At 74.5% G+C, this 19,192-nt stretch carries 20 protein-coding genes; 7 read left to right on the top strand and 13 right to left on the bottom strand.

Going from position 1 to position 19,192, the window contains the following annotated elements; all coding sequences use genetic code 11:
- Positions 1-180: 180 nt before the first annotated feature.
- From AB0J08_RS16390 to AB0J08_RS16380, 3 genes are all read left to right on the top strand, one after another.
- Positions 181-1,914, top strand: coding sequence for a pyruvate dehydrogenase (locus tag AB0J08_RS16390; protein WP_360633472.1), 1,734 nt, complete (start codon positions 181-183; stop codon positions 1,912-1,914).
- A gap of 80 nt (positions 1,915-1,994) precedes the next feature.
- The gene (locus AB0J08_RS16385) at positions 1,995-2,630 is read left to right on the top strand and encodes an XRE family transcriptional regulator (RefSeq protein WP_360633469.1); all 636 of its coding nucleotides are present in this window, start codon (positions 1,995-1,997) and stop codon (positions 2,628-2,630) included.
- 32 nt (positions 2,631-2,662) lie between these two features.
- Positions 2,663-2,872 carry a DUF6126 family protein gene (locus AB0J08_RS16380; protein ID WP_360633466.1) on the top strand — a complete coding sequence of 70 codons (210 nt, stop codon included), beginning with the start codon at positions 2,663-2,665 and terminating at the stop codon, positions 2,870-2,872.
- Between the two features lie 48 nt (positions 2,873-2,920).
- Here AB0J08_RS16380 and AB0J08_RS16375 read toward each other — a convergent pair whose 3' ends face one another.
- Positions 2,921-4,369, bottom strand: coding sequence for a PLP-dependent aminotransferase family protein (locus AB0J08_RS16375; RefSeq protein WP_360633463.1), 1,449 nt, complete (start codon positions 4,367-4,369; stop codon positions 2,921-2,923).
- Between the two features lie 134 nt (positions 4,370-4,503).
- The gene (locus AB0J08_RS16370; protein WP_360633460.1) at positions 4,504-4,965 is read right to left on the bottom strand and encodes a carboxymuconolactone decarboxylase family protein; all 462 of its coding nucleotides are present in this window, start codon (positions 4,963-4,965) and stop codon (positions 4,504-4,506) included.
- A 96-nt stretch (positions 4,966-5,061) separates the two neighbouring features.
- Between AB0J08_RS16370 and AB0J08_RS16365 the strand changes: the two genes are divergently transcribed.
- Complete coding sequence (locus AB0J08_RS16365; RefSeq protein ID WP_360633457.1) at positions 5,062-5,967, top strand: sigma-70 family RNA polymerase sigma factor; 906 nt, start codon at positions 5,062-5,064, stop codon at positions 5,965-5,967.
- 314 nt (positions 5,968-6,281) lie between these two features.
- The gene (locus AB0J08_RS16360; protein ID WP_360633454.1) at positions 6,282-6,794 is read left to right on the top strand and encodes a hypothetical protein; all 513 of its coding nucleotides are present in this window, start codon (positions 6,282-6,284) and stop codon (positions 6,792-6,794) included.
- An 82-nt stretch (positions 6,795-6,876) separates the two neighbouring features.
- On the opposite strand, the gene AB0J08_RS16355 is transcribed toward AB0J08_RS16360, so the two are convergent.
- On the bottom strand, positions 6,877-7,686 hold the full coding sequence (locus AB0J08_RS16355) for an NRDE family protein (protein ID WP_360633451.1): 810 nt from the start codon (positions 7,684-7,686) through the stop codon (positions 6,877-6,879).
- 231 nt (positions 7,687-7,917) lie between these two features.
- Here AB0J08_RS16355 and AB0J08_RS16350 point away from each other — a divergent pair, with 231 nt between their 5' ends.
- Both AB0J08_RS16350 and AB0J08_RS16345 read left to right on the top strand, forming a co-directional pair.
- On the top strand, positions 7,918-8,394 hold the full coding sequence (locus AB0J08_RS16350; RefSeq protein WP_360633448.1) for a carboxymuconolactone decarboxylase family protein: 477 nt from the start codon (positions 7,918-7,920) through the stop codon (positions 8,392-8,394).
- Between the two features lie 9 nt (positions 8,395-8,403).
- Entirely contained in the window at positions 8,404-9,216 is an 813-nt protein-coding gene (locus AB0J08_RS16345) for an isocitrate lyase/phosphoenolpyruvate mutase family protein (protein ID WP_360633445.1), read from the top strand.
- 106 nt (positions 9,217-9,322) lie between these two features.
- Here AB0J08_RS16345 and AB0J08_RS16340 read toward each other — a convergent pair whose 3' ends face one another.
- From AB0J08_RS16340 to AB0J08_RS16295, 10 genes are all read right to left on the bottom strand, one after another.
- A complete protein-coding gene (locus AB0J08_RS16340; protein ID WP_360633442.1) occupies positions 9,323-9,583 on the bottom strand; it encodes a hypothetical protein in 261 nt (86 codons plus the stop codon).
- A gap of 44 nt (positions 9,584-9,627) precedes the next feature.
- Positions 9,628-10,734, bottom strand: coding sequence for a cytochrome P450 (locus AB0J08_RS16335; protein ID WP_360633439.1), 1,107 nt, complete (start codon positions 10,732-10,734; stop codon positions 9,628-9,630).
- The gene (locus AB0J08_RS16330; protein WP_360633436.1) at positions 10,698-12,182 is read right to left on the bottom strand and encodes a cytochrome P450; all 1,485 of its coding nucleotides are present in this window, start codon (positions 12,180-12,182) and stop codon (positions 10,698-10,700) included. The genes AB0J08_RS16335 and AB0J08_RS16330 overlap by 37 nt, the downstream gene beginning before the upstream one ends.
- Positions 12,179-12,748 (bottom strand): ATP/GTP-binding protein, encoded by a 570-nt coding sequence (locus AB0J08_RS16325; RefSeq protein ID WP_360633658.1) that lies wholly within the window; start codon positions 12,746-12,748, stop codon positions 12,179-12,181. Before AB0J08_RS16325 ends, AB0J08_RS16330 begins: the two co-directional genes overlap by 4 nt.
- Before the next feature lie 88 nt (positions 12,749-12,836).
- A complete protein-coding gene (locus AB0J08_RS16320; protein ID WP_360633433.1) occupies positions 12,837-13,184 on the bottom strand; it encodes a DUF742 domain-containing protein in 348 nt (115 codons plus the stop codon).
- Positions 13,181-13,594, bottom strand: a complete 414-nt coding sequence (locus tag AB0J08_RS16315; protein WP_360633430.1) for a roadblock/LC7 domain-containing protein — start codon at positions 13,592-13,594, stop codon at positions 13,181-13,183. The genes AB0J08_RS16320 and AB0J08_RS16315 overlap by 4 nt, the downstream gene beginning before the upstream one ends.
- Positions 13,578-14,858, bottom strand: coding sequence for a sensor histidine kinase (locus AB0J08_RS16310; RefSeq protein WP_360633655.1), 1,281 nt, complete (start codon positions 14,856-14,858; stop codon positions 13,578-13,580). Before AB0J08_RS16310 ends, AB0J08_RS16315 begins: the two co-directional genes overlap by 17 nt.
- Positions 14,859-15,063: 205 nt before the next feature.
- Positions 15,064-17,358 (bottom strand): SpoIIE family protein phosphatase, encoded by a 2,295-nt coding sequence (locus AB0J08_RS16305; RefSeq protein WP_360633427.1) that lies wholly within the window; start codon positions 17,356-17,358, stop codon positions 15,064-15,066.
- 263 nt (positions 17,359-17,621) lie between these two features.
- Positions 17,622-18,191: a TetR-like C-terminal domain-containing protein gene (locus tag AB0J08_RS16300; RefSeq protein ID WP_360633424.1), complete on the bottom strand. Its 570-nt coding sequence runs from the start codon at positions 18,189-18,191 to the stop codon at positions 17,622-17,624.
- 67 nt (positions 18,192-18,258) lie between these two features.
- The gene (locus AB0J08_RS16295) at positions 18,259-19,086 is read right to left on the bottom strand and encodes an alpha/beta hydrolase (RefSeq protein ID WP_360633421.1); all 828 of its coding nucleotides are present in this window, start codon (positions 19,084-19,086) and stop codon (positions 18,259-18,261) included.
- Between the last annotated feature and the right edge of the window lie 106 nt (positions 19,087-19,192).

The raw sequence follows: 19,192 nt of genomic DNA, 5'->3' as shown, positions 1-19,192 counted from the left end.
GAGTAGCCGAGTAGCCGAGTAGCCGAGCAGCCGGGCAGTCGAGTGGTCGGGCAGCCGGGCAGCCGGGCAGCCGGGCAGCCGGGCGTCACCCGTACGGCCCCGGCCGGGGTGCGGCGCGGGCCGCCCCACCGGAGGGTGCTGGTGTCCTGTGGCAACCGGCGGCCGGTGAAGGAGCGCCCCGTGGTGAGTGTGGCCGAGCAGATGGTGGAGGTGCTCCGGCAGGCCGGGGTGGAGCGGGTCTACGGGGTGGTCGGGGACAGCCTCAACCCGGTGGTGGACGCCATCCGCCGGGCCGAGGGCATCAGCTGGGTGCACGTCCGCAACGAGGAGGCCGGCGCCTTCGCGGCGGCCGCCGAGGCCGAGCTGAGCGGCCGGCTCGCGGTCTGCGCGGGCTCCTGCGGGCCCGGTAACACCCACCTGATCCAGGGGCTGTACGACGCCCAGCGCAGCGGCCTGCCGGTGCTGGCGCTCGCCTCGCACATCCCGTCCGGGCAGATCGGTACCGGCTTCTTCCAGGAGACCCACCCCGAGCGGGTGTTCACCGACTGCAGCAGCTGGTGCGAGACGGTCTCCACGCCCGCGCAGCTGCCCCGGCTGCTGCGGATCGCGATCCAGCACGCGCTCGGCGCCCACGGCGTCTCGGTGCTGGCCTTCCCCGGCGACGTCGCCGCGCTGCCGGCCGCCGGCCCGACCGGCAGCAGCCACTTCCTCACCGAGCAGGCGGTCGCCGCGCCTCCCTGGGGGCAGGTCCAGGCGCTCGCCCGCGCCCTCAACGACGCCCGCAAGGTCACCCTGTTCTGCGGCGCGGGCGTCCGCGGGGCGCATGCCGAGGTGATGGCGGTCGCGAAGGCCCTTGCCGCGCCGGTCGGGCACTCCCTGCGCGGCAAGGAGTGGATCCAGTTCGACAACCCGTACGACGTCGGCATGAGCGGCCTGCTCGGCTACGGCGCCTGCCACGAGGCGGTGCACTCCGCCGACCTGCTCCTGCTGCTCGGCACCGACTTCCCGTACGACTCCTTCCTCCCGCAGGCCCGCACCGTCCAGGTGGACCACGACGCCACCCGTCTCGGCCGCCGGACCCCGCTGGAGCTGGCCGTCCACGGTGACGTCTCGGCCACCCTGCGCGCCGTCCTGCCGCTGCTGGAGCCCAAGGGTGACCGCGCCTTCCTGGACGAGATGCTGCGCAAGCACTGCCGCTCGTTGGAGGACGTGGTCGGCGCCTACACCCGGGACATCGAGAAGCACCTGCCGATCCACCCCGAGTACGTGGCCTCGGTGCTGGACGACGTCGCCGCCGACGACGCGGTGTTCACCGTGGACACCGGGATGAACAACGTGTGGGCCGCCCGCTACCTCCAGCCCAACGGCCGCCGCCGGGTGATCGGCTCCTTCCTGCACGGCTCGATGGCCAACGCGCTGCCGCACGCGATCGGCGCCCAGCTGGCGTGCCCCGGGCGGCAGGTCGTCTCGATGTCCGGGGACGGCGGGCTCTCGATGCTGCTCGGCGAACTGCTCACGGTGGTGAAGCACCGGCTGCCGGTGAAGACGGTGGTCTTCAACAACGGCGCACTCGGCATGATCAAACTGGAGATGCTGGTGTCCGGCTACCCCGAGGCGGAGATCGACAACGGGGACGTGGACTACGCCGGGATCGCCCGCGCGATGGGCATCCCGGCCAAGCGGGTCACCGAGCCGGCGCGTGTGCGGGAGGTGCTCGCGGAGGCACTGGAACGGCCCGGCCCGGCGCTGGTGGACGTGGTCACCGACCCGAACGCGCTCTCCATCCCGCCGCACATCACGGCCGCCCAGCTGAAGGGCTTCGCGCTGGCGGCCGGGCGGACGGTGCTCGCCGGCGGGGTCGGACGCATGATCGACCTGGCCCGGAGCAACCTGCGGAACATCCCCCGGCCGTAGCGCGGCGGGCAGGGGCCTCGCCGGTTTGCCTCTGAGGCAAATTTATTGCCCGTGCGGCACGGGCGGTGTCCACTGGTCACATGACCACCAGCCCACCCGGCCCCTCCGTCCCCGGCGACCGCATCGACGACGTGGAGGTCGTCGGCCTCGCCGCGAGGCTGCGCGAGCACCGGCTCGGCAGTCGCCTCACGCTGGAGGTCGCCGCCTCCCGGGTCGGCCTCTCCCCAGCCTATCTGTCCCGGCTGGAGACCGGCCGGCGGCAGCCCTCGCTGCCCGTCCTGCTCGGCCTCGCCCGCGCCTACGGCACCTCCGTCTCCGGCCTCCTCGGCGAGTCCCCGGCCGAGGCGGACCCGGTGGTGCGCGGCGGCGCGATCGAACCGGGCCGCGCGGGAGGCTGGGGCTATCGCCGGGCCGGCGCCCCCGGCCGGGCGATGCAGGCGCTGCGCGTCCACGTCCCCCCGGGCGTGCAGGACGAGGTGGTCCGGGTCCACCCCGGCGAGGAGTGGCTCTACGTCCTCCAGGGCCGGCTGCGGCTGACCCTCGGCGACCGCGTCCACCAGCTCGCGGAGGGCGACTCCGCGCACTTCGACTCGCTCACCCCGCACTGCATCGCCGCCGACTCGGCGGACGGGGTGGAGCTGCTCTTCGTGCACACCCTGCTGCAGAGCCCCGGCGGCGAACTCTGCCTCGGCGGCGGCCCTGCCACCCCCCACTGACCCACCGTCAGAACTCCTGGAGGAGATCTCCCATGGCTGATCCCACCATCACCGCCGGCGCCGCCACCGTCACCGCCGATGCCACCGTCGCCGCGGCCCCCGCCGAAGCCCCCAAGACCGTCGACGCCGGCAAGTGGGCCAACCGCCGGGTCGGCATCCGGGTGCTGATCTACATGGTCGCCACCCATGCCTTCGCCGGCTTCATCATGCTGCTCTTCGAGCTGGGCAACCGGAACAAGTAGCTTTCCGGGGGCTGATGTTGACCAGAGCCGTTCGGTCGCGGCCCCTGGTCACGCGGTCCGCAGCAGCTCGCAGAGCGCGTCCAGGGCGGCCGGGAAGAGGCGGTCGGGCGGGGTGGCGTAGCCGACCACCAGGGCCGGCGGGGCGTCCGGGGCGAGGGCCGGATCGGCCAGGTGCCAGGAGAGGCCGGTGACGGCCAGTTCGAACTCCTCGGCGCGGGTCAGCAGTTCGGCCTCCGACGGTGCACCGGGCGGCAGCTGCAGGACGGCGTGCAGCCCGGCGGCGATGCCCGTCACCCGGACGTGCGGGGCCCGTTCGGCGAGCGCCCCGACCAGCGCGTCCCGGCGCCGCCGGTAGTGCAGCCGGCAGCGGCGCACATGGCGGTCGTAGGTGCCGGAGGTGATCAGCTCGGCGAGGGTGAGCTGGTCCAGCACCGGGGACATGGTGTCCGCCAGTTGCTTCAGCCGGGCCACCGGCTCGACCAGGGCGTCCGGCAGGGCGAGCCAGGCCAGCCGGAGGCCGGGGGCCAGGCTCTTGGCCGCGGTGCCCGCGTAGACGACCCGCTCGGGGTCGAGCGCCTGCATCGCGCCGAGCGGTTGCCGGTCGTAGCGGAACTCGCCGTCGTAGTCGTCCTCGATCACGTACCCGTCCTGCTCGCGGGCCCAGCCGACGGCGGCCGACCGGCGTTCGGCGGCCAGCGCCGCGCCGGTCGGGTACTGGTGGGCGGGGGTGAGCAGGACGGCCGCGTCCCGTCGGTCGCCGAGCAGGTCGGTCCGGGCGCCCGAGCAGTCCAGCGGCAGCGGCGCCGGGCTCAACCCGGCCGCCCGGACCATCTCGCGCTGCGGCGGCAGCCCGTACCCCTCGACCGCCAGGGTGCGGGTGCCGCGGGCCCGCACCGCGCCGCGCTCGCGCAGGGCGGTGCAGAGCAGGCCGATGCCCTGGGTGAACCCGGAGCAGATCAGCAGGTGGTCGGGGTCGGTCCGGACACCGCGCACCCGGGCGAGGTAGTCGGTGAGCGCCTGCCGCAGCTCGATCCGTCCGAGCGGACCGCCGTAGTCGAAGGCCTCGTGCGGCGCGGTGGCGAGCGCCCGCCGGGCGGCGCTCAGCCAGGCGGTGCGCGGGAAGAGCGAGACGTCCGGCCGTCCGGGCATCAGGTCGTACCGGGCCGTCCGGCGCCCGCGCGGCAGCTCGGGCGCGCGCCGGACGGGCCGGGGCGCCGTCCGCCCGGCCACCGTGGTGCCCGACCCCTGCCGGGAGGCGAGCCACCCCTCGGCCGTGAGCTGCCCGTACGCCTCGACCACGGTGTTGCGGGCGATCCCCAGGTCCTCGCCGAGCGCCCGGGACGACGGCAGACGCGTCCCCGGGACCAGCCTCCCGTCCTGCACGGCCTCCCGCAGCGCGTCCTCCAGCGCCGCCCGCAGGCCGATCCCGGCGGCCCGCCGCCCGGTGAGGTCGAGGTGCAGATCGCCGCCGAAGGCGGTCCAGGAGGTGGAGCTCATGGGCGGGAGGGGCCTATCCGTGCGGGGCGCTGTGCCGTCCGGGCTTCTGTCCGTGCGGCACTATCGTCGCAGCGCCGCGGCGGTGGCCCGCTCGGGGCAGCGCCGGGACTCCGCCGACCACCGGGTCGGCCCGGTCAGGCCCAGGTCGCGCCCGCCGGCTCCTGGACGGTGGCGTTGAGGCGGTTGAAGAGGTTGGTCAGGCCGATCATCAGGATGATCGCGGAGAGCTGCTCCTCGTTGAAGTGGTCGGCGGCCTCGTCCCAGATCGCGTCCGGCACGGCCTGCCCGGAGCGGTCGGCCAGCCGGGTGGCGGCCTCGGTCAGGGCGAGGGCCGCGCGCTCCTCCTCGGTGAAGAAGGGCGCCTCACGCCAGGCGGCGACGGCGTGCAGACGCTCGTCGGTCTCGCCGGCCTTCTTCGCGCTGGTGACGCCGGCGAACACGCAGGCGCTGCAGCCGTTGATCTGACTGGCCCGCAGGTGCACCAGCTCCAGGATCTGCGGCGCGACGCCGCCCTGGTACACGGCCTTGTAGATGTTCTGGATGCCCTTCGTCGCGTCGGGCAGGACCATGGCGGGGTTCTTCATCCGGGCGGTCATGGTGTCTCCTCCGTCGAGTGGGCCCGAGTGCCTTGCGCGGCGGGCCGGTTATCGTCCTTCACTGCACCGACGGATCGCGAAGCGAGGATGTGACAGGTGGACGAGAACGAATTTCTGGCCCGGCGTTTCGAGGAGCACCGACCCCAGCTGCGGGCCGTCGCCTACCGGATGCTCGGCTCGCTCAGCGAGGCCGAGGACGCCGTCCAGGAGACGTGGCTGAAACTGGACCGCTCCGACATCAGCGCCGTGCAGAACCTCGCCGCCTGGCTCACCACCGTGATCGGCCGGGTCTGCCTGGACCAGCTGCGCTCGCGCGCCGCGCGGCGGGAGGACCCGCTGCACGGCCAGGACGGGCAGGAGGGCCCGGTCCGGCTGCCCGATCCGGTGGTCGGCGCCTTCGGGGTGGTCGACCCTGAGCAGGAGGTCCTGATGGCCGACTCGGTCGGGATCGCGCTGATGGTCGTGCTGGACACGCTCGCGCCGGCCGAGCGGCTCGCCTTCGTCCTGCACGACCTGTTCGCGGTGCCGTTCGACGAGATCGCGCCGATCCTCGGCCGCACCTCGGCATCCACCCGGCAGCTGGCCAGCCGGGCCCGCCGCCGCGTCCAGGACGCCGCGCCCGCCCAGGACAGCGACCTGGCCCTGCGCCGCGAGGTGGTGGAGGCCTTCCTCAGCGCCGCGCGCGGCGGTGACTTCGACGCCCTCCTCACGCTGCTCGACCCCGAGGTCGTGGCCCGCTCGGACGGCGGCGCCCTGCGGCCGAGCGTGTTCCGGCGCGGCGCGGCCGAGGTCGCCTCGCAGGCGATCACCTTCGCCCGCTTCGCCCAGGACGGTCGCCCGGTGCTCGTCAACGGCGCGCCCGGTGTGCTCTCGCTCGCCGACGGCAAGCCGCTGTCGCTCATGGCGTTCACCATCCGGGGCGGCCGGATCACCGCGCTCGACATCCTCACCGACCCGGACCGCCTCGCGCGGCTCGGCCTGGGGGCGCTGCTCGGCGACTGAGCGGACGGCGGGGCGGCAGGCGTACCGGCGCGCCTGCCGCCCCGCCGAGTCGTACGCGGATGGGACGTCTGCCGGATACTGCCCGGTTGTGCTCCGCTCGTCTCCGGGGATACCGCCAGGGCGGCCGCACGATCGGCCCCGTCTAACCCGGCCGACCCGCCTGGAGGGCCGACCAGGGGAAGAACTGGCCACAGACATCGGACAGAGACTTGGAGTACTTGGCAGTAAAGGCTGGACAGGTCGACTGGCGGTCTGTCAGGATCGGCTCTGTCGCCGGACCGCAGGGCCGGCGGACACACCAGGGGAGGAACCACATGACGCAGGACAGCCAGCCGCAGTTCGTCTCGGTGCCGGTGCCGAGCCAGTACGTCACGCAGGTGTACGCCTACCTCGCGGAGCTGACCGGTGCCACGGCGGCCACCGGGACGACCGCCGTCCCCCCGGCCGCGCCGCCGGCAGCGGGGGGCCCGGCGGACGACGGTCGGCTCCCGGTCGTCGAATGGACCGTCGAGGACTTCCGCCGGCTGATGATCGAGCCGCTGGGCTCGGTGCAGACGGTGGCCCGGGTGCTGGACATCCTGGCGAAGCAGCCGGACGCGCGGGTGAGCTACACCGCGCTGGCCACCCGGCTGGGGATGGAGAAGAAGAGCCTGCAGGGCAACCTCGCCGCCTTCACCCGTGCGGTGCACCAGCACTACCGGCGCCGCAACTGGCCGATGACCTGGGTGGAGGCGCTCACCACCGAGCCCGGGCTCAAGTCGGAGTTCTTCTACACGGTGAACGCCACCCTCGCGAAGCGCTGGCTGGAGGCCCGTGCGCAGGGCTGACGCACGGCCGGCACGCACGGCGACCGGCGGCGGGTGCGACCGGCTCGGTGAGGCGGGGGCGTCCGCCCGCTACTCCCCTCGTCTAACCGATCCGGCGCCAGCCGTCGCCGGTCGCCCCCGGCTTCGCCACCGGCGCGCGGCCGAAGTCGTACCGCACCCCGTCGGGCCCGAAGGCGAGCAGTGATATCGAGGACGAGCCCCAGATCCGCCCGTCACCGAACTCCCGCCGCTGGACCAGTGCCGTCGGATCGTCGAGCGCCAGGCCGTCGCCGGAGACGATCGGCAGCCACCCGCCCCACGCCTGCTCCGTCGTGGCGGGGCCGGGCATCGGCGCGGGCCGGGCGGTTGCCTCGAAGCGGGCCCGGAAGTGCGCGGCCCGCGCGGCCATCAGCGAGCGGACCAGCTCGGACGCCGCCCGGTCCGCCGCCATCCCCTCCAGCCCGTCGTTGAGCACGACGCTCAGCCCGGACGGCAGCTCACGATCCGTCAGCGTGCTGCCGCCCCAGGTCAGTACCCGCGCCCCGGCGGGGCCCGCGAGGACGAGGTGGAACGGGTCGTACCGCTCCAGGTCGACCCGGGCGAGACCGCCGTCCCGCAGGGCGATCAGCGGCAGTTTCCCGCGCGAGAGCCGCGTCCGGGCCGGTGCCATCGTCCCGAAGCCGTTCAGCAGACAGGCTGCCCCGGGCTCGACACCCGAGCCCGAGGGGCCGCCCGGCTCGACCGCCAGCCACGTCCCGCCCGCCGCCAGGTCCAGCCCGCCGACCACCGAGGGGTGCGCGGGCCAGTGGTGGCCCGGTGGGGACCACCGTCGCCCGGCGTACTCGTCCCGCACCGACAGCAGCAGCACGGGCACCGACGCCGACGGTTCGATGCTGACGAACGCGGTACACACGATCCTGGCCCCCTGACCTCGCCCACACCGGGCGGCTCACCTGTACCGCCCTCCCCGCGATCCTCGCACGACCGTTCGCATCCGGGCAGGCCTGCACTCTCCCCCTTCCACCCTCGCAGTGCCGCACTCGGGCGAGCCGTGCGGCGGCCTCGCCTCCGCCCCGAGTGGCCCACGATCTCTCGGCCCGAATGTGCCAGGGGGACAGTCCACTCGGCCCCTAGGCTGGCCGGTATGACGACGACGAACGAGAACGCCACCGTGTCCGCCCCCGAGCAGCGGCTCTCCCTCCCCGACCTCGCTCCCGGCTTCTACCAGGCCATGATCGCCCTGGACCGCGCAGCCGGGCAGGGGGTGGACCCGGTCCTGGCGGAGCTGGTCAAGGTGCACGCCTCGATGATCAACGGCTGCTCCTTCTGCATCGACATGCACTCCACGGACGCCCTGAAGAACGGCGAGGAGAACCGCCGCCTGCTCTCCCTCCCGGCCTGGCGGGAGACGTCCTGGTTCACCGCCAAGGAGCGGGCGGCCCTCGCGCTGACCGAGTCGGTGACCCTGCTGACCCAGGGGCACGTGCCGGACGCCGTCTACCACGAGGCCGCCGAGCACTTCGAGCAGGCCGAGCTGGCCCAGCTGATCGCGCTGATCGTCACCATCAACTCCTGGAACCGGATCGGCGTGACCTCCCGCCTCAGCCCGGCCGCCGAGTAGGGTCCCGGTATGACGACCACTCAGCAGGAGAAGGCCCGCGCCCTGCACGCCCTGCACCGCCCCGGTGAGCCGCTGGTGCTCGCCAACGTGTGGGACGCGGCGAGCGCGCGGCTGGTCGCCGGCGCCGGGGCCCGGGCCGTCGCGACGGCCAGCGCGAGCGTCTCCTGGACGCTCGGCAGTGCGGACGGGGACGCGGCCGACCGCGACGAGGTGCTCGCCCAGACCGCGCTGATCGTGCGCTCGGTCGGGCTGCCGGTGACGGCGGACCTGGAGAGCGGCTTCGCCGCGACGGCGGCCGAGGTCGGCGAGACGATCACCGCGCTGCTGGCCACCGGCGCGGTCGGGGTCAACCTGGAGGACGCGGAGCGGCCCGCCGCCGAGGCGGCCGAGCGGATCGCGGCGGCCCGGGCCGCCGCCGACGCGGCCGGGGTCGCGCTCTTCGTCAACGGGCGCACCGACGTCTTCCTGCGCGGGATCGGCGACCCGGCCGGCCGGCTGGACGAGGCCGTCGCCCGTCTGCGGGCCTACGTCGAGGCGGGCGCGGACGGCGTGTTCGTGCCCGGCGTGGCGGATCCGGAGACGATCGCCGCCCTGGTGGCCGCCGTCCCGGCGCCGCTGAACATCCTGGCCGGCCCGGGCTCGCCGTCCGTGCCGGAACTGGCGGAGCTGGGCGTGGCCCGGGTCAGTCTCGGGCCGGGGCTGGCCAGGGCGGCGTATGCGGCGGTGCGCCGCGCCGCCGAGGAGGTGTACGCCGGGGGGACGTACGCCGCGCTCGACGGCGGGCTCACCTACCAGGAGCTGAACGCCCTCGCGGAGGGCTGAACGGGCGGTCCGGGCACGCTCGGGGATGTGCCCGGACCACCCGTTCAACGCGGGCGGGTGGCGGGCCTCCTGGTGCGTTCAGGACCCTCGTCAGTTCAGGACCCCGTCAGTTCAGGACCTGCCCGCTGATCCCCGGGTGTTCCATCTGGTTGGTGCCGATCGCCTCCACCTCCTGCGCGGTGTGTCCGACCAGCGGCAGCTTGCCGGCCTCGCGCAGGGCGAGGTCGGTGGGGGAGAGGTTGAGGCCGCTGGAGAGCCCGTCGAGGGCGTCCGGCGAGGCCGCGGTGGAGGTCGTGGCCGACGCGGCCGGGGCGGCCAGGGCGAGGCCTGCCATGGTGAGGGCGGCCAGGGTCGCGAGTTTCTTCATGGAACCCCCAACGACCCGGCCGCCCTCAGGTCACCGCGGTGGCGTCACACCGTCACCCGCAGCGTCGTCACGCTGTTGCTGACGAACGACCCGATCGGCTCCGTCACCGCCCCCTCGGCCAGGGCGAGCCGGGGAAAGCGGTCGAACAGGAACCGCAGCGCCGTCTCGGCCTCCATCCGGGCGAGTCCGGAGCCGAGGCAGAAGTGCGGGCCGTGGCCGAGCGAGAGGTGCCGGTTCGGCTGCCGGGTGATGTCGAAGCGGTCGGCGTCGGCGTAGTGCCCGGCGTCCCGCCCGGCGGCCGCGTACGAGGCGAGCAGCGCCTCGCCGCGCCGGATCACCACGTCACCCACCGCGATGTCCTCGGTCGCGTACCGCAGCGGGAACTGCCCGACCGGCGAGTCGTAGCGCAGCGTCTCCTCGACCACCGCGGACCACGGCTGCTCCCCGTCGAGCACCAGGCGCAGCTGGTCGGGGTGGGCGAGCAGGGCGCGGACGGCGTTGGTGATCAGGTTGAGGGTGGTCTCGTGGCCGGCCACCAGCATCAGCAGCAGCGTGCCGACCAGCTCCCGCTCGCTGAGCCGGTCCCCGGACTCGCGGGCGGCGATCAGGTCGGTGGTCAGGTCGTCGCCCGGTTCGGCGCGCTTGGCCTCGACGACGGAGGCGAGCAGCGCCTGCAGCCCCTGCTGGGCGGCGATCGCGGCCTCGGGGGTGGCGGAGCTGGAGACCAGGGTGTCGGAGAGCTCGTGCAGTTCGTCCTGCTGCTTGGGCGGCAGGCCCAGCAGCTCGCCGATGACCTGCATCGGCAGCGGGTAGGCGAAGTGCTCGCGCAGGTCGAACGCGCCCGTGAGCCCGCCGAGGTCGTCGAGCAGCGCCAGCGTGCGGGCCTCGACGGTGGGCCGCAGTTCGGCGACCCGGCGCGGGGTGAACGCCTGGGTGACCAGACCGCGCAGCCGCCGATGGTCCTCGCCGTCCGCGGTGATCATGCCCGGCACGGTGACGAAGTTCAGCAGCGGCCAGCCCTTGGGCAGGCGGCCCTCGGTGAAGGTGGTCCAGAGCTGCGGGTTCTTGCCCACCCGGGGGTCGGCGAGCAGCTCCTGGAGGGTGTCGTGGTGGGTTATCGCCCAGACCACCACCCCGCCAGGGAGTTCCACCAGGACCGCCGGGCCTGCCTCCCGGAGTCGGGCGTTCTCTCCGTGCTGGTCCCGTCCGAAGGGGTCGAGCCGGACGGGCTCGGGCCGGTGGCCGGGTCGGTCGAGCTCAGGGGCGGCGGTGTCCATGACGGCCTCTCGGGGGCTGGCGGGCGGGGCGGGGTGAAGGCGCTGTAGAGCACCGGCAGGCCGATCAGGGCGCGTGACCAGGGCGACGGACGCCAGGCCAGGTCGTTCGGCGGGACGGCGAGTTGGAGATCGGGGAGGCGGTGCAGCAGGGTCTCGACGGCGGTCTCGACGATGATCCGGGCCGGGTGCTGCGCCGGGCAGACGTGCCTGCCGGCGCCCCAGGCCAGGTGGGCCCGGTTGCCGCCGAGGGAGCCGTGCGCGGCGGACGAGGCACCCTGGGCCGCCGGGTCGGCGTTGGCCGCGGCCAGGCCGAGCACGAGCATGTCGCCGGCGCTGATGTACTGGCCGCCGAGGACGGTGTCGCCGGTCGCCCACCGGCCGGGGAAGTTCTGCGTCGGCGGGTCGCGCCAGAGCACCTCCTCCAGCGCGTCGGCGACGGTGAGCCGGCCGCCGGTGAGGGTGGCCCGGAAGCGGCGGTCGGTGAGCAGCAGACGCAGCGTGTTGCCGGTCCAGTTGATGGTGGTCTCGTTGCCCGCGACCATCATCACCACCAGGTGGTGCACCGCCTCCTCGTCGCTCAGCGCGGCCGGGTGGGCCAGCAGCCAGGAGGTGAGGTCGGCGCCCGGGGTGGCGCGTCGGCGCCGGACGAGGTCGACCAGGATCGCCTGGAACTCCGCGCCGGCGCGCACCGAGTCCTTGCTGCTGTCGACGAAGTGGCTGATCAGGCCGAACAGGTGCGGTCCGGCCTCGGCGGGCAGTCCGATCAGCTGGGTGAAGACCAGCAGCGGCAGCCGGCGGGCGTACTGGGCGACCAGGTCGGCGGTGCCGTCCGGGCCCCAGCTGTCGATCAGGGCGTCGGCGGCGGCCTCGGTGGTCTCGCGCAACTGGCGGTGGTCGATCTGGGCCAGCGTGTCGGCGACCGCGGCGCGCAGCCGCTGGTGCTCGCCGCCGTCCAGGTTGAGCAGGGTGGGCCGCCAGGAGGTCATCGGCAGCAACCGGGAGTCGGCGGCCAGCCGGCCCTCGGCGGGGACTCTCCAGCGGCGTGAGTCCTTGGAGAACAGCGCCTCGTTGCGGGTGAGTTCGAGCAGTTCGGGATAGCCGATCACCAGCCAGGCCTCGACCCCGGGCTCCAGTTCGATCGGCGCGACCGGCCCGTACCGCGCCCGCAGCCGGGCGTACAGGCCGTGCGGGTCGTCGGCGACGGCGGCGCCGTACAGGGGTGTCAGCGGCGCCCCGGCCGACAGGCCCCCGCCGGCGTGCGCCGGGCAGCCCGGCGGTGGGGACAGCTGCCCGGCAGCCGTGCCCGGATCGGGAGTTGTCATCGCTGGAGCTCCAGTACGGCGGTGGAGTGCAGATGGTCGACGAAGTCGATCAGCAGGTCGTACGCGGCCCGGCGGTCCCGCGCGTCGCAGTACAGAATCGGTACCTCGGGCAGCAGGTCGAGGGCGGAACGCAGCTCGTCCTCGGGGTAACTCGGCGTGTCCGGAAAGGTGTTGACGGCCACCGCGAACGGGATCCGCTGCTCCTCCAGGCGGCCGAGCACGTCGAAGCTCTCGTCCGGGCGGCGCAGGTCCACCATCGCGATGGCGCCGAGCGCGCCGCGCGACAGGTCGTCCCAGAGGGGCCAGAACCGCTGCTGCCCGGGGGTGCCGAAGAGGTACAGGGCGAGCCGGGGGTTGAGCGTGATCCGGCCGAAGTCCAGCGCGACCGTGGTGGTGGTCTTGCCGGGCCGCCCGGTGAGGTCGTCGATGCCGCTGCTGGCGGCCGTCATGGTCTCCTCGGTGCGCAGCGGCGTGATCTCGCTCAGCGCGCCGACCAGCGTGGTCTTGCCGACCCCGAACGGGCCGGTGACCAGGATCTTCACCGCGCCCTGGACGGAGGGCGGCAGGTACTGCGGCTCGGGCGGCTGCGACTGGGACTGCGACTGGGACGGTGACTGCGGCTGCGGCTGCGCCTGCGACTGGGCGGTACGCGGGTCAGCGGAGTTGGCGGAGGCCAACGAGCACCTCTTCCAGGAGGGTTGCGGGCAGGCGTTCGGCCTGCGGGACGGGCGGGAGCACCTGGACGGCGCCGAGGTCCCAGAGGTCGCCGACCAGGACCTTGACGACGCCGAGCGGTAGCCCGAGGTAGGCGGCCACCTCGGCGACCGAGAGCAGGCTGCGGCAGAGGTCCAGGATGCGCTGGTGCTCGCGGTTGAGCAGCGCGTCCTCGGGTAGTTCGGGGCGGTCGGCCACGGCGCTGACCAGGCTTTCGACGGCCAGCGCGGACCGCGTGGGCCGGCTGCGGCCTCCGGTGATCACATAGGGCCGTACCGGCCCGTTCACCGCCGGTCCTCCGCCGCGTGATCGACGCGCGGCGGGCTGGTGAGATGGCTGCCGATCCGCTCGACCAGGACCTGCATCTGGTAGGCGACCAGGCCGGCGTCCACCGCCTCGCCGGTCACCACGGCCAGGTGGGCCCCGGCGCCGGCGGCGACGATGAAGAGGTAGCCGCCGCCGTACTCGATGACGATCTGGCGGGTGGCGCTGCCGTGGCCGCCGAAGCCCTGGGCGACGCCGCGGGCCAGCGACTGCAGGCCCGAGCACGCGGCGGCGAGCCGCTCGGCGTCCTCGCGCAGGATGCCCGCACTGCGGCCGATCTCCAGGCCGTCGTTGGACACCACGACGGCGTGCTGGACCTCGGGGACGGAGATGATGTCGGCGAGCAGCCAGCCGAGATCAGGGGTGGTGGTCATGGAACTCTCCGAAGCGCTGGGGGAGCTGGGGGGAAGCGGGAAGGGAAGGGTGGGGCTGGGCCTGCGTCCGGGCGACCGATCGGCCGTTGGCGGTGCCGGCCTGGAACATCGCCATGAACGTCCGGGCGTCCTGGGCCGACCGGTACGGCGGGGCGGGCGCCGGCGGGGGAGCGGCCGGCGCGGCATGGCGGTTGGTGCGGTCGCGCCGGTGGCTCCGGCGGGGCAGCGGCGGCGGCGCGGCGGGGGCGGCCGGCGGGGTCTCCACCAGGGGGTGGCCGGAGGTCCGCGGGTGCCCGCCCGGATACGGCGCGGCCGGGTTCCGGCGGGGGCCGGACGTGAACGCCGGGTCGTCGGGGCCGAGGCCCGGGACGGTCGGCGGGAGCGGTTCGGTGAGCAGCGCGTTGGGCAGCAGCACCACGACCCGCACCCCTCCGTAGGGGGAGGGCGCGGAGCTGAGGGTGACCCGGAACCCGTACTGCTCGGCGAGCCGGCCGACCGCGGCCAGGCCCAGCTGCGGTACCTCGCCGAGGCGGGAGACCTCCAGCGAGGTGCCGCCGGCCAGTGCGGAGGCGGCCTTGGCGACGGCCTGCTCGGGCATCCCGACACCGCCGTCGTCGATCTCGACGACGGCGCCGTTGTGCACGGGCATCAGCGTGACGAACACCTGGGTGCTGGGCGGTGAGTAGCGGGTGGCGTTGTCCAGCAGTTCGGCCACGGCGTGGATGAGCGCCTCGGCGGCGGCGCCGACCACGGCCGTCTCGATCCGGCTGCGGACCACCACCCGCTGGAAGGGCAGGATGCGCGACTGGGCGCCGCGCACCACGTCCTCCAGGGGGACCGGCTCGGGCCAGTGCCGCCCGGCCCGGGCTCCGCAGAGGACGGCCAGGGTCTGTGCGAGGCGGGCCTGTTGGGCGGCGGCGTGGTCCGCCTTGAGCAGGCCCTCCAGCAGGGCCGGGTCGTCGTGGGTGCGTTCCATCTCGTCCAGCAGGGCCTGCTGGTCGTGCGCCATCACGAGGATCCGGCGGGCCACGCTGAGGAAGGCCCGCTGGGTGGAGGCGTTGAGTTCCTGCTCGTGCTGGACGGCCGCCAGCTCGCTGCCGCGGCGGGCGAGTTCGGTGGCGAGCTGTTCCCGCAGACGGGTGTTGTCGCGTTGTTGCCGGTCGGCCCGGCGGCGCTGGGTGACGGAGACCGCGTGGTAGCGGGCGGCGGCCACGAGGGCGAGGGCGGCGAGAACGCCGGTTGCCGTTGCGCACCACTGAGTCATCGTCACGCGGCGAATTCTAGGGTGATGATCCTACAAAGATGTGAATGGATCTCGCCACGTGACCGGATCTCGTCAATATCCCGTCAATACGACGTCAATCAGGCCTCCTTCGGGCCCGATCGGCCCGCGCCCGGAGCGACCGGCGGGGTCCCCCCGGCGCCGCCGAGAGGCACCCCGCCGGTCCTCGTGACCGCGCCGGCCCTCCTCACCGCACCGGCGAACTCCGGTGCAGCAACAGCAGGGCGACGTCGTCCGGGCGGGAGCGTCGCTCGGTCACGTTGAGGGTGAGCAGGTCGGCCAGGCGCTCCAGGGCCGCGGACGGGCCGAGCCGGACCGGGCCGGTCTGCCTGGCCCAGAGCTCCAGACCGCCGAGCATCCGCTGCACCGACTCGTCGTAGTCCTCCTCGCGGTCCTCGACCAGACCGTCCGTGTAGACCAGCAGCGTCTCGCCCACCGCCAGGTGCTCGACCGCCAGTGGGTAGGGCATCCCCGGATCCACCCCCAGCGGCGGGCCGCCCGGCAGTTCCAGCTCGACGGCCCTGGCGTCCGCCGCTATCCGGACCGGCGACGGATGCCCGGCCCGGGCCGCCCGCAGGGTGCCGTCGGCGGGGTCGAGGGTGAGGTAGAGACACGTGGCGAAGAGATCGGTGTCGAGCTCGGACAGCAGCCGGCTGGTCCGGGCCAGCGTGGCGGCCGGGTCGTGTCCGTCGGTGGCGTACGCGCGCAGGCCGCTGCGCAACTGGCCCATCACGGCGGTGGCCTCGGCGTTGTGGCCCTGGACGTCGCCGATCACCAGCCCGATCCGGCCGTCCGGCAGCCGGAGCAGGTCGTACCAGTCGCCGCCGATCTGCATCCCCTCGGTGCTGGGCAGGTACCGGGCGGCGCTGGCGAGCCCGGGCAGCCGCGGCAGGGTGCGCGGCAGCATGGCGCGCTGGAGTTCGGTGGCCCGGTGGTGGTGGGTGTCGTAGAGCCGGGCGCGCTCCAGGGACTGCGCCAGGATGCCGGCGAAGGCGGAGTAGAGGGTGCGGTCCTCACGGCCGAAGGCCCGGTCGGTCGAGAAGGTGATCAGGCAGGAGCCGACCTGCCGACCCGAGGCGACCAGCGGCAGCACCGCCCAGGCGGCCGGGGTCAGCGGCCCGCCGACGCTGCGCCGGGCCTGGCCGGGCTCGCTGAACAGCGGCGTGGAGTGGGCCAGCGAGTGCTGCATCACGCCCTCGGAGAGGTCGGCCAGCCGGGTCAGCTCGGTGCGCCGCGGGCCGCCGTAGACGGTGTGCGAGACCGGCAGCAGCCGCCCCTCCTCGACCAGGTCGAGCACGATGCCGGCGGCGCCGAAGGCCGGCCGGGCGACATCGGTCACCGCGGTGGTCACGTCCCGGACGGTGACCGCACGCGACAGCGCCCGGGTGAGTGCCAGCAGCAGGGCCGAGCGGGCGCCGGCCGCCGGGGCGCCGTTGCCCGGCTCGCCCGCGGGCGGCCGGTCCTCGGGCGTGCGGGCGCGGTCCCGGTCGGCGAGCAGCCCGGCGATCCGGACCGGCCGCCGGTGCACGTCCAGCATCACCTCGCCGGTCTCCTCGATCCGGATCGCGCGGCCGCCCCGGCGAGGTACCCGGTACTCGATCCGGTACGGACCGCCGGTGGCGAGCGCCTCGGCGAGGGCGGCCTGGACGTCCGGCAGGTCCTCGGGGTGGACGAGCCGGTCCAGGTCGGGGGCGGCAGCCGGGGCGTCCTCGGGCGGCACGGGCCGGCCGACCACCCGGTAGGCGGCGGCGTCCCAGTAGGTCTCGCCGGTCACCAGGTCGCGCTCGAAGGCGCCGTGCCCGGCGGAGCGGACGGCGAGCGAGAGCATCGGGTGGGCCAGGGCGGCGGCCCGGTCGCCGGCACCGGCTCCGGTACCGCCGCCGGAGCCGTCGACGGAACCGCCGGTCGGCCCGGGGCGGGTGCCGGCCCGCGCGCCGTCGAGCAGGTGGGCCAGCCGGTGGGCGCAGGCGTCGCCCAGCGTTTCCAGGACGTCCAGGTCGCGGCGGGGGACGGTGCCCCGGTGGGCGAGGGCGAGGGCGAGCACGCCGACCGGCCGCTCGTCGACGATCATCGGCAGGGTGATCAGGGCGACCATGCCGGTGCCCATGCCGGCGTTGCGGTTGGGGTAGTCGACGCTGGTGCGCTCCGGGCTGAGCAGGTACGGGCGGCGCAGCCTGAGGGCCATCGCCGCGGGCAGGTCGCCGGCCGGATCGATGACGCCGTAGCGCTCGTGGACCCAGTCGGGCAGGCCGTGCGAGGCGGTGAGCCGGAGCATTCCGGCGGAGTCCAGCAGGTAGAGCGCCGAGCCCTCACCGGTGATCCAGCTCGGGCCCTCGGCGAGGACGGTGCCGAGGAGTTCGGCGGCGGTGGTGCAGCCGAGCAGTAAGCGGACGCAGCGCATCGCGCTGCGCGCGGTGGGGCTGCTGCGCGGGGTGCGGGTCTCGTCCTCGGAGGGGGGAAACCACGGCGAGGTCAGGTCCATGGGATTTCCCGGCCTTTCCGTCGCTTATCGGGCACTCAATTCTTCATACCTTATTTCTCATGGCGGTGAAGGGTGACCCGGACGGCGCACCGGTGCCGGTGTCCGGTCGTCGGCCGCGTCCGGGGCGACCGCCCTGACCAGGGGGTCTGCCGCGGCCCGGGTCCGCCGGTCGGGCGGGTGCGTCCGGTGTGGCAGGTGCCCCGTGCGTCGGTGCGTCGGTGTGGCGCGGTGGCGCCCCCGGGGCGCCGGCACGCCGGCGGTGCTCAGGCCCGGGGCCAGTTCCGGAGGCCGCCGGTGAGCATGGTGATCAGGCGGTCCTGGGTGTCGGCGAGGTCCTCGGCGAGTTGGAAGCCGCCGCCGATCGACAGGGAGGCGAAGCCGTGGGCCACCGAGCGGACGGTCCGGGCGGCGTGGACGGCCTCGGAGCCGTCCAGCCCGTAGCCGCGGAGCACCGCGATGATCACCCCGACCAGCCGGCCGGCCGCCCTGGTCAGCTCGTCGTCCGATCGCGGGGCCTGCGGCAGCGCGTGGTACCGGTGCGGGTACTCGCTGGCGTAGCCGTGGTAGGCGCGCAGGAGGGCGGCCACGGCCTCGTCGCCGCCGCGCCCGAGGGCGGCTTCGGCGAGCCGGTCGGCCAGTTCCCCGGTGACCCGGACGGCGATCAGCCGGCGCAGTTCGGCGAGCCCGCCGCTGACGTGCTTGTACAGCGAGGGGGTGGCGACCCCGGCACGTCCGGCGACGGCGGCCAGGGTGAGGGCCTCGGTCCCCTGCTCGTCGATGAGGGCGAGGGCGTGGTCGACGACCTGCTCGGGGGTCAGTCCGACTCGGGGCATGGCGCGGTCTCCGTGGGTGCGGCGGGGGAGGGGGAGGGGTGCGGAAGGGGTGCGGAGGGGGCCGGACTCAGGCCAGCTCGGCGAGGAAGGGCAGCAGGGCGTCGGCGGTGGCCTGCGGCTGGTCGGCCATCGGGTAGTGCCCGGCGCCCTCGATCATCACCTTGCGGGCCTTCAGCGCGGCGGCCTGCCGGTCGGCGACCACCGCCGGGTCGGGGAAGTCGGGGTCCTTGCCGCCCATCACGACCAGCGCCGGGCAGGTCACGGCGGCGGTCCAGCCGGTCGGCGCGGAGTCCCCGTGGACGTAGCCCCGGGTGGCCTGCTTGCGGCCCGGCGTGCGCAGCGCGGCGACCAGCCCGTCCACGTAGGCGTCGAGGTCGGCCGGCTTGGCGCCCGGGTACGCCATCCTGCGGTGGTAGAGCCCCCAGAACGCGGGGGAGTGCACCAGCAGCGCGCCCATCACGCCGAACATCGCGCGTTGCAGCGCGTTCGGCGGCACGTTCTCGACGAAGGCGTCCAGCAGCACGATCCCGGCGACCCGCTCGGGCACGTCCCCGGCCATCTTGACCACGGTCGCGCCGGTGTACGAGTTGCCGACCAGCGCGGCGCGGTCGGTGCCGAGGTGGTCCAGCAGGGCGAGCACATCGGTGGCGATCGCGGCCGGCGAGTAGTCGTCCCAGACGATCGAGGACTCGCCGAAGCCGCGCAGGTCCAGGGTGATCACCCGGCGGCCCGCGGCGACCAGCAGTGGGCGCAGGTGCCGGTACGCGGCCCGGCTGTCGAGCATGCCCGGGAGCAGGACGACCGGGGCGCCGTCGCCCTGCACCGTGTCGTCGAAGGCCAGTCGGCCGCCGGGGCGGTCGAGGTACTGGGTGCTGGGGGTGAAGGTGCCGGGCATGGGGGCCTCCTCGGTCCGCCGGGACGGGCATCGGCCGTTGTGCCGATAGCCATAAAGCTAAGGCTAATAGCCTTAGCCGTCAAGCGGTCGGCCGACCGGCTCCCCG

This window comes from Kitasatospora sp. NPDC050463, assembly GCF_040655255.1.
Taxonomy (GTDB): domain Bacteria; phylum Actinomycetota; class Actinomycetes; order Streptomycetales; family Streptomycetaceae; genus Kitasatospora.
Note: the sequence above shows the minus strand (reverse complement) of the source record. Positions and strands in the feature narration are given on the sequence as shown.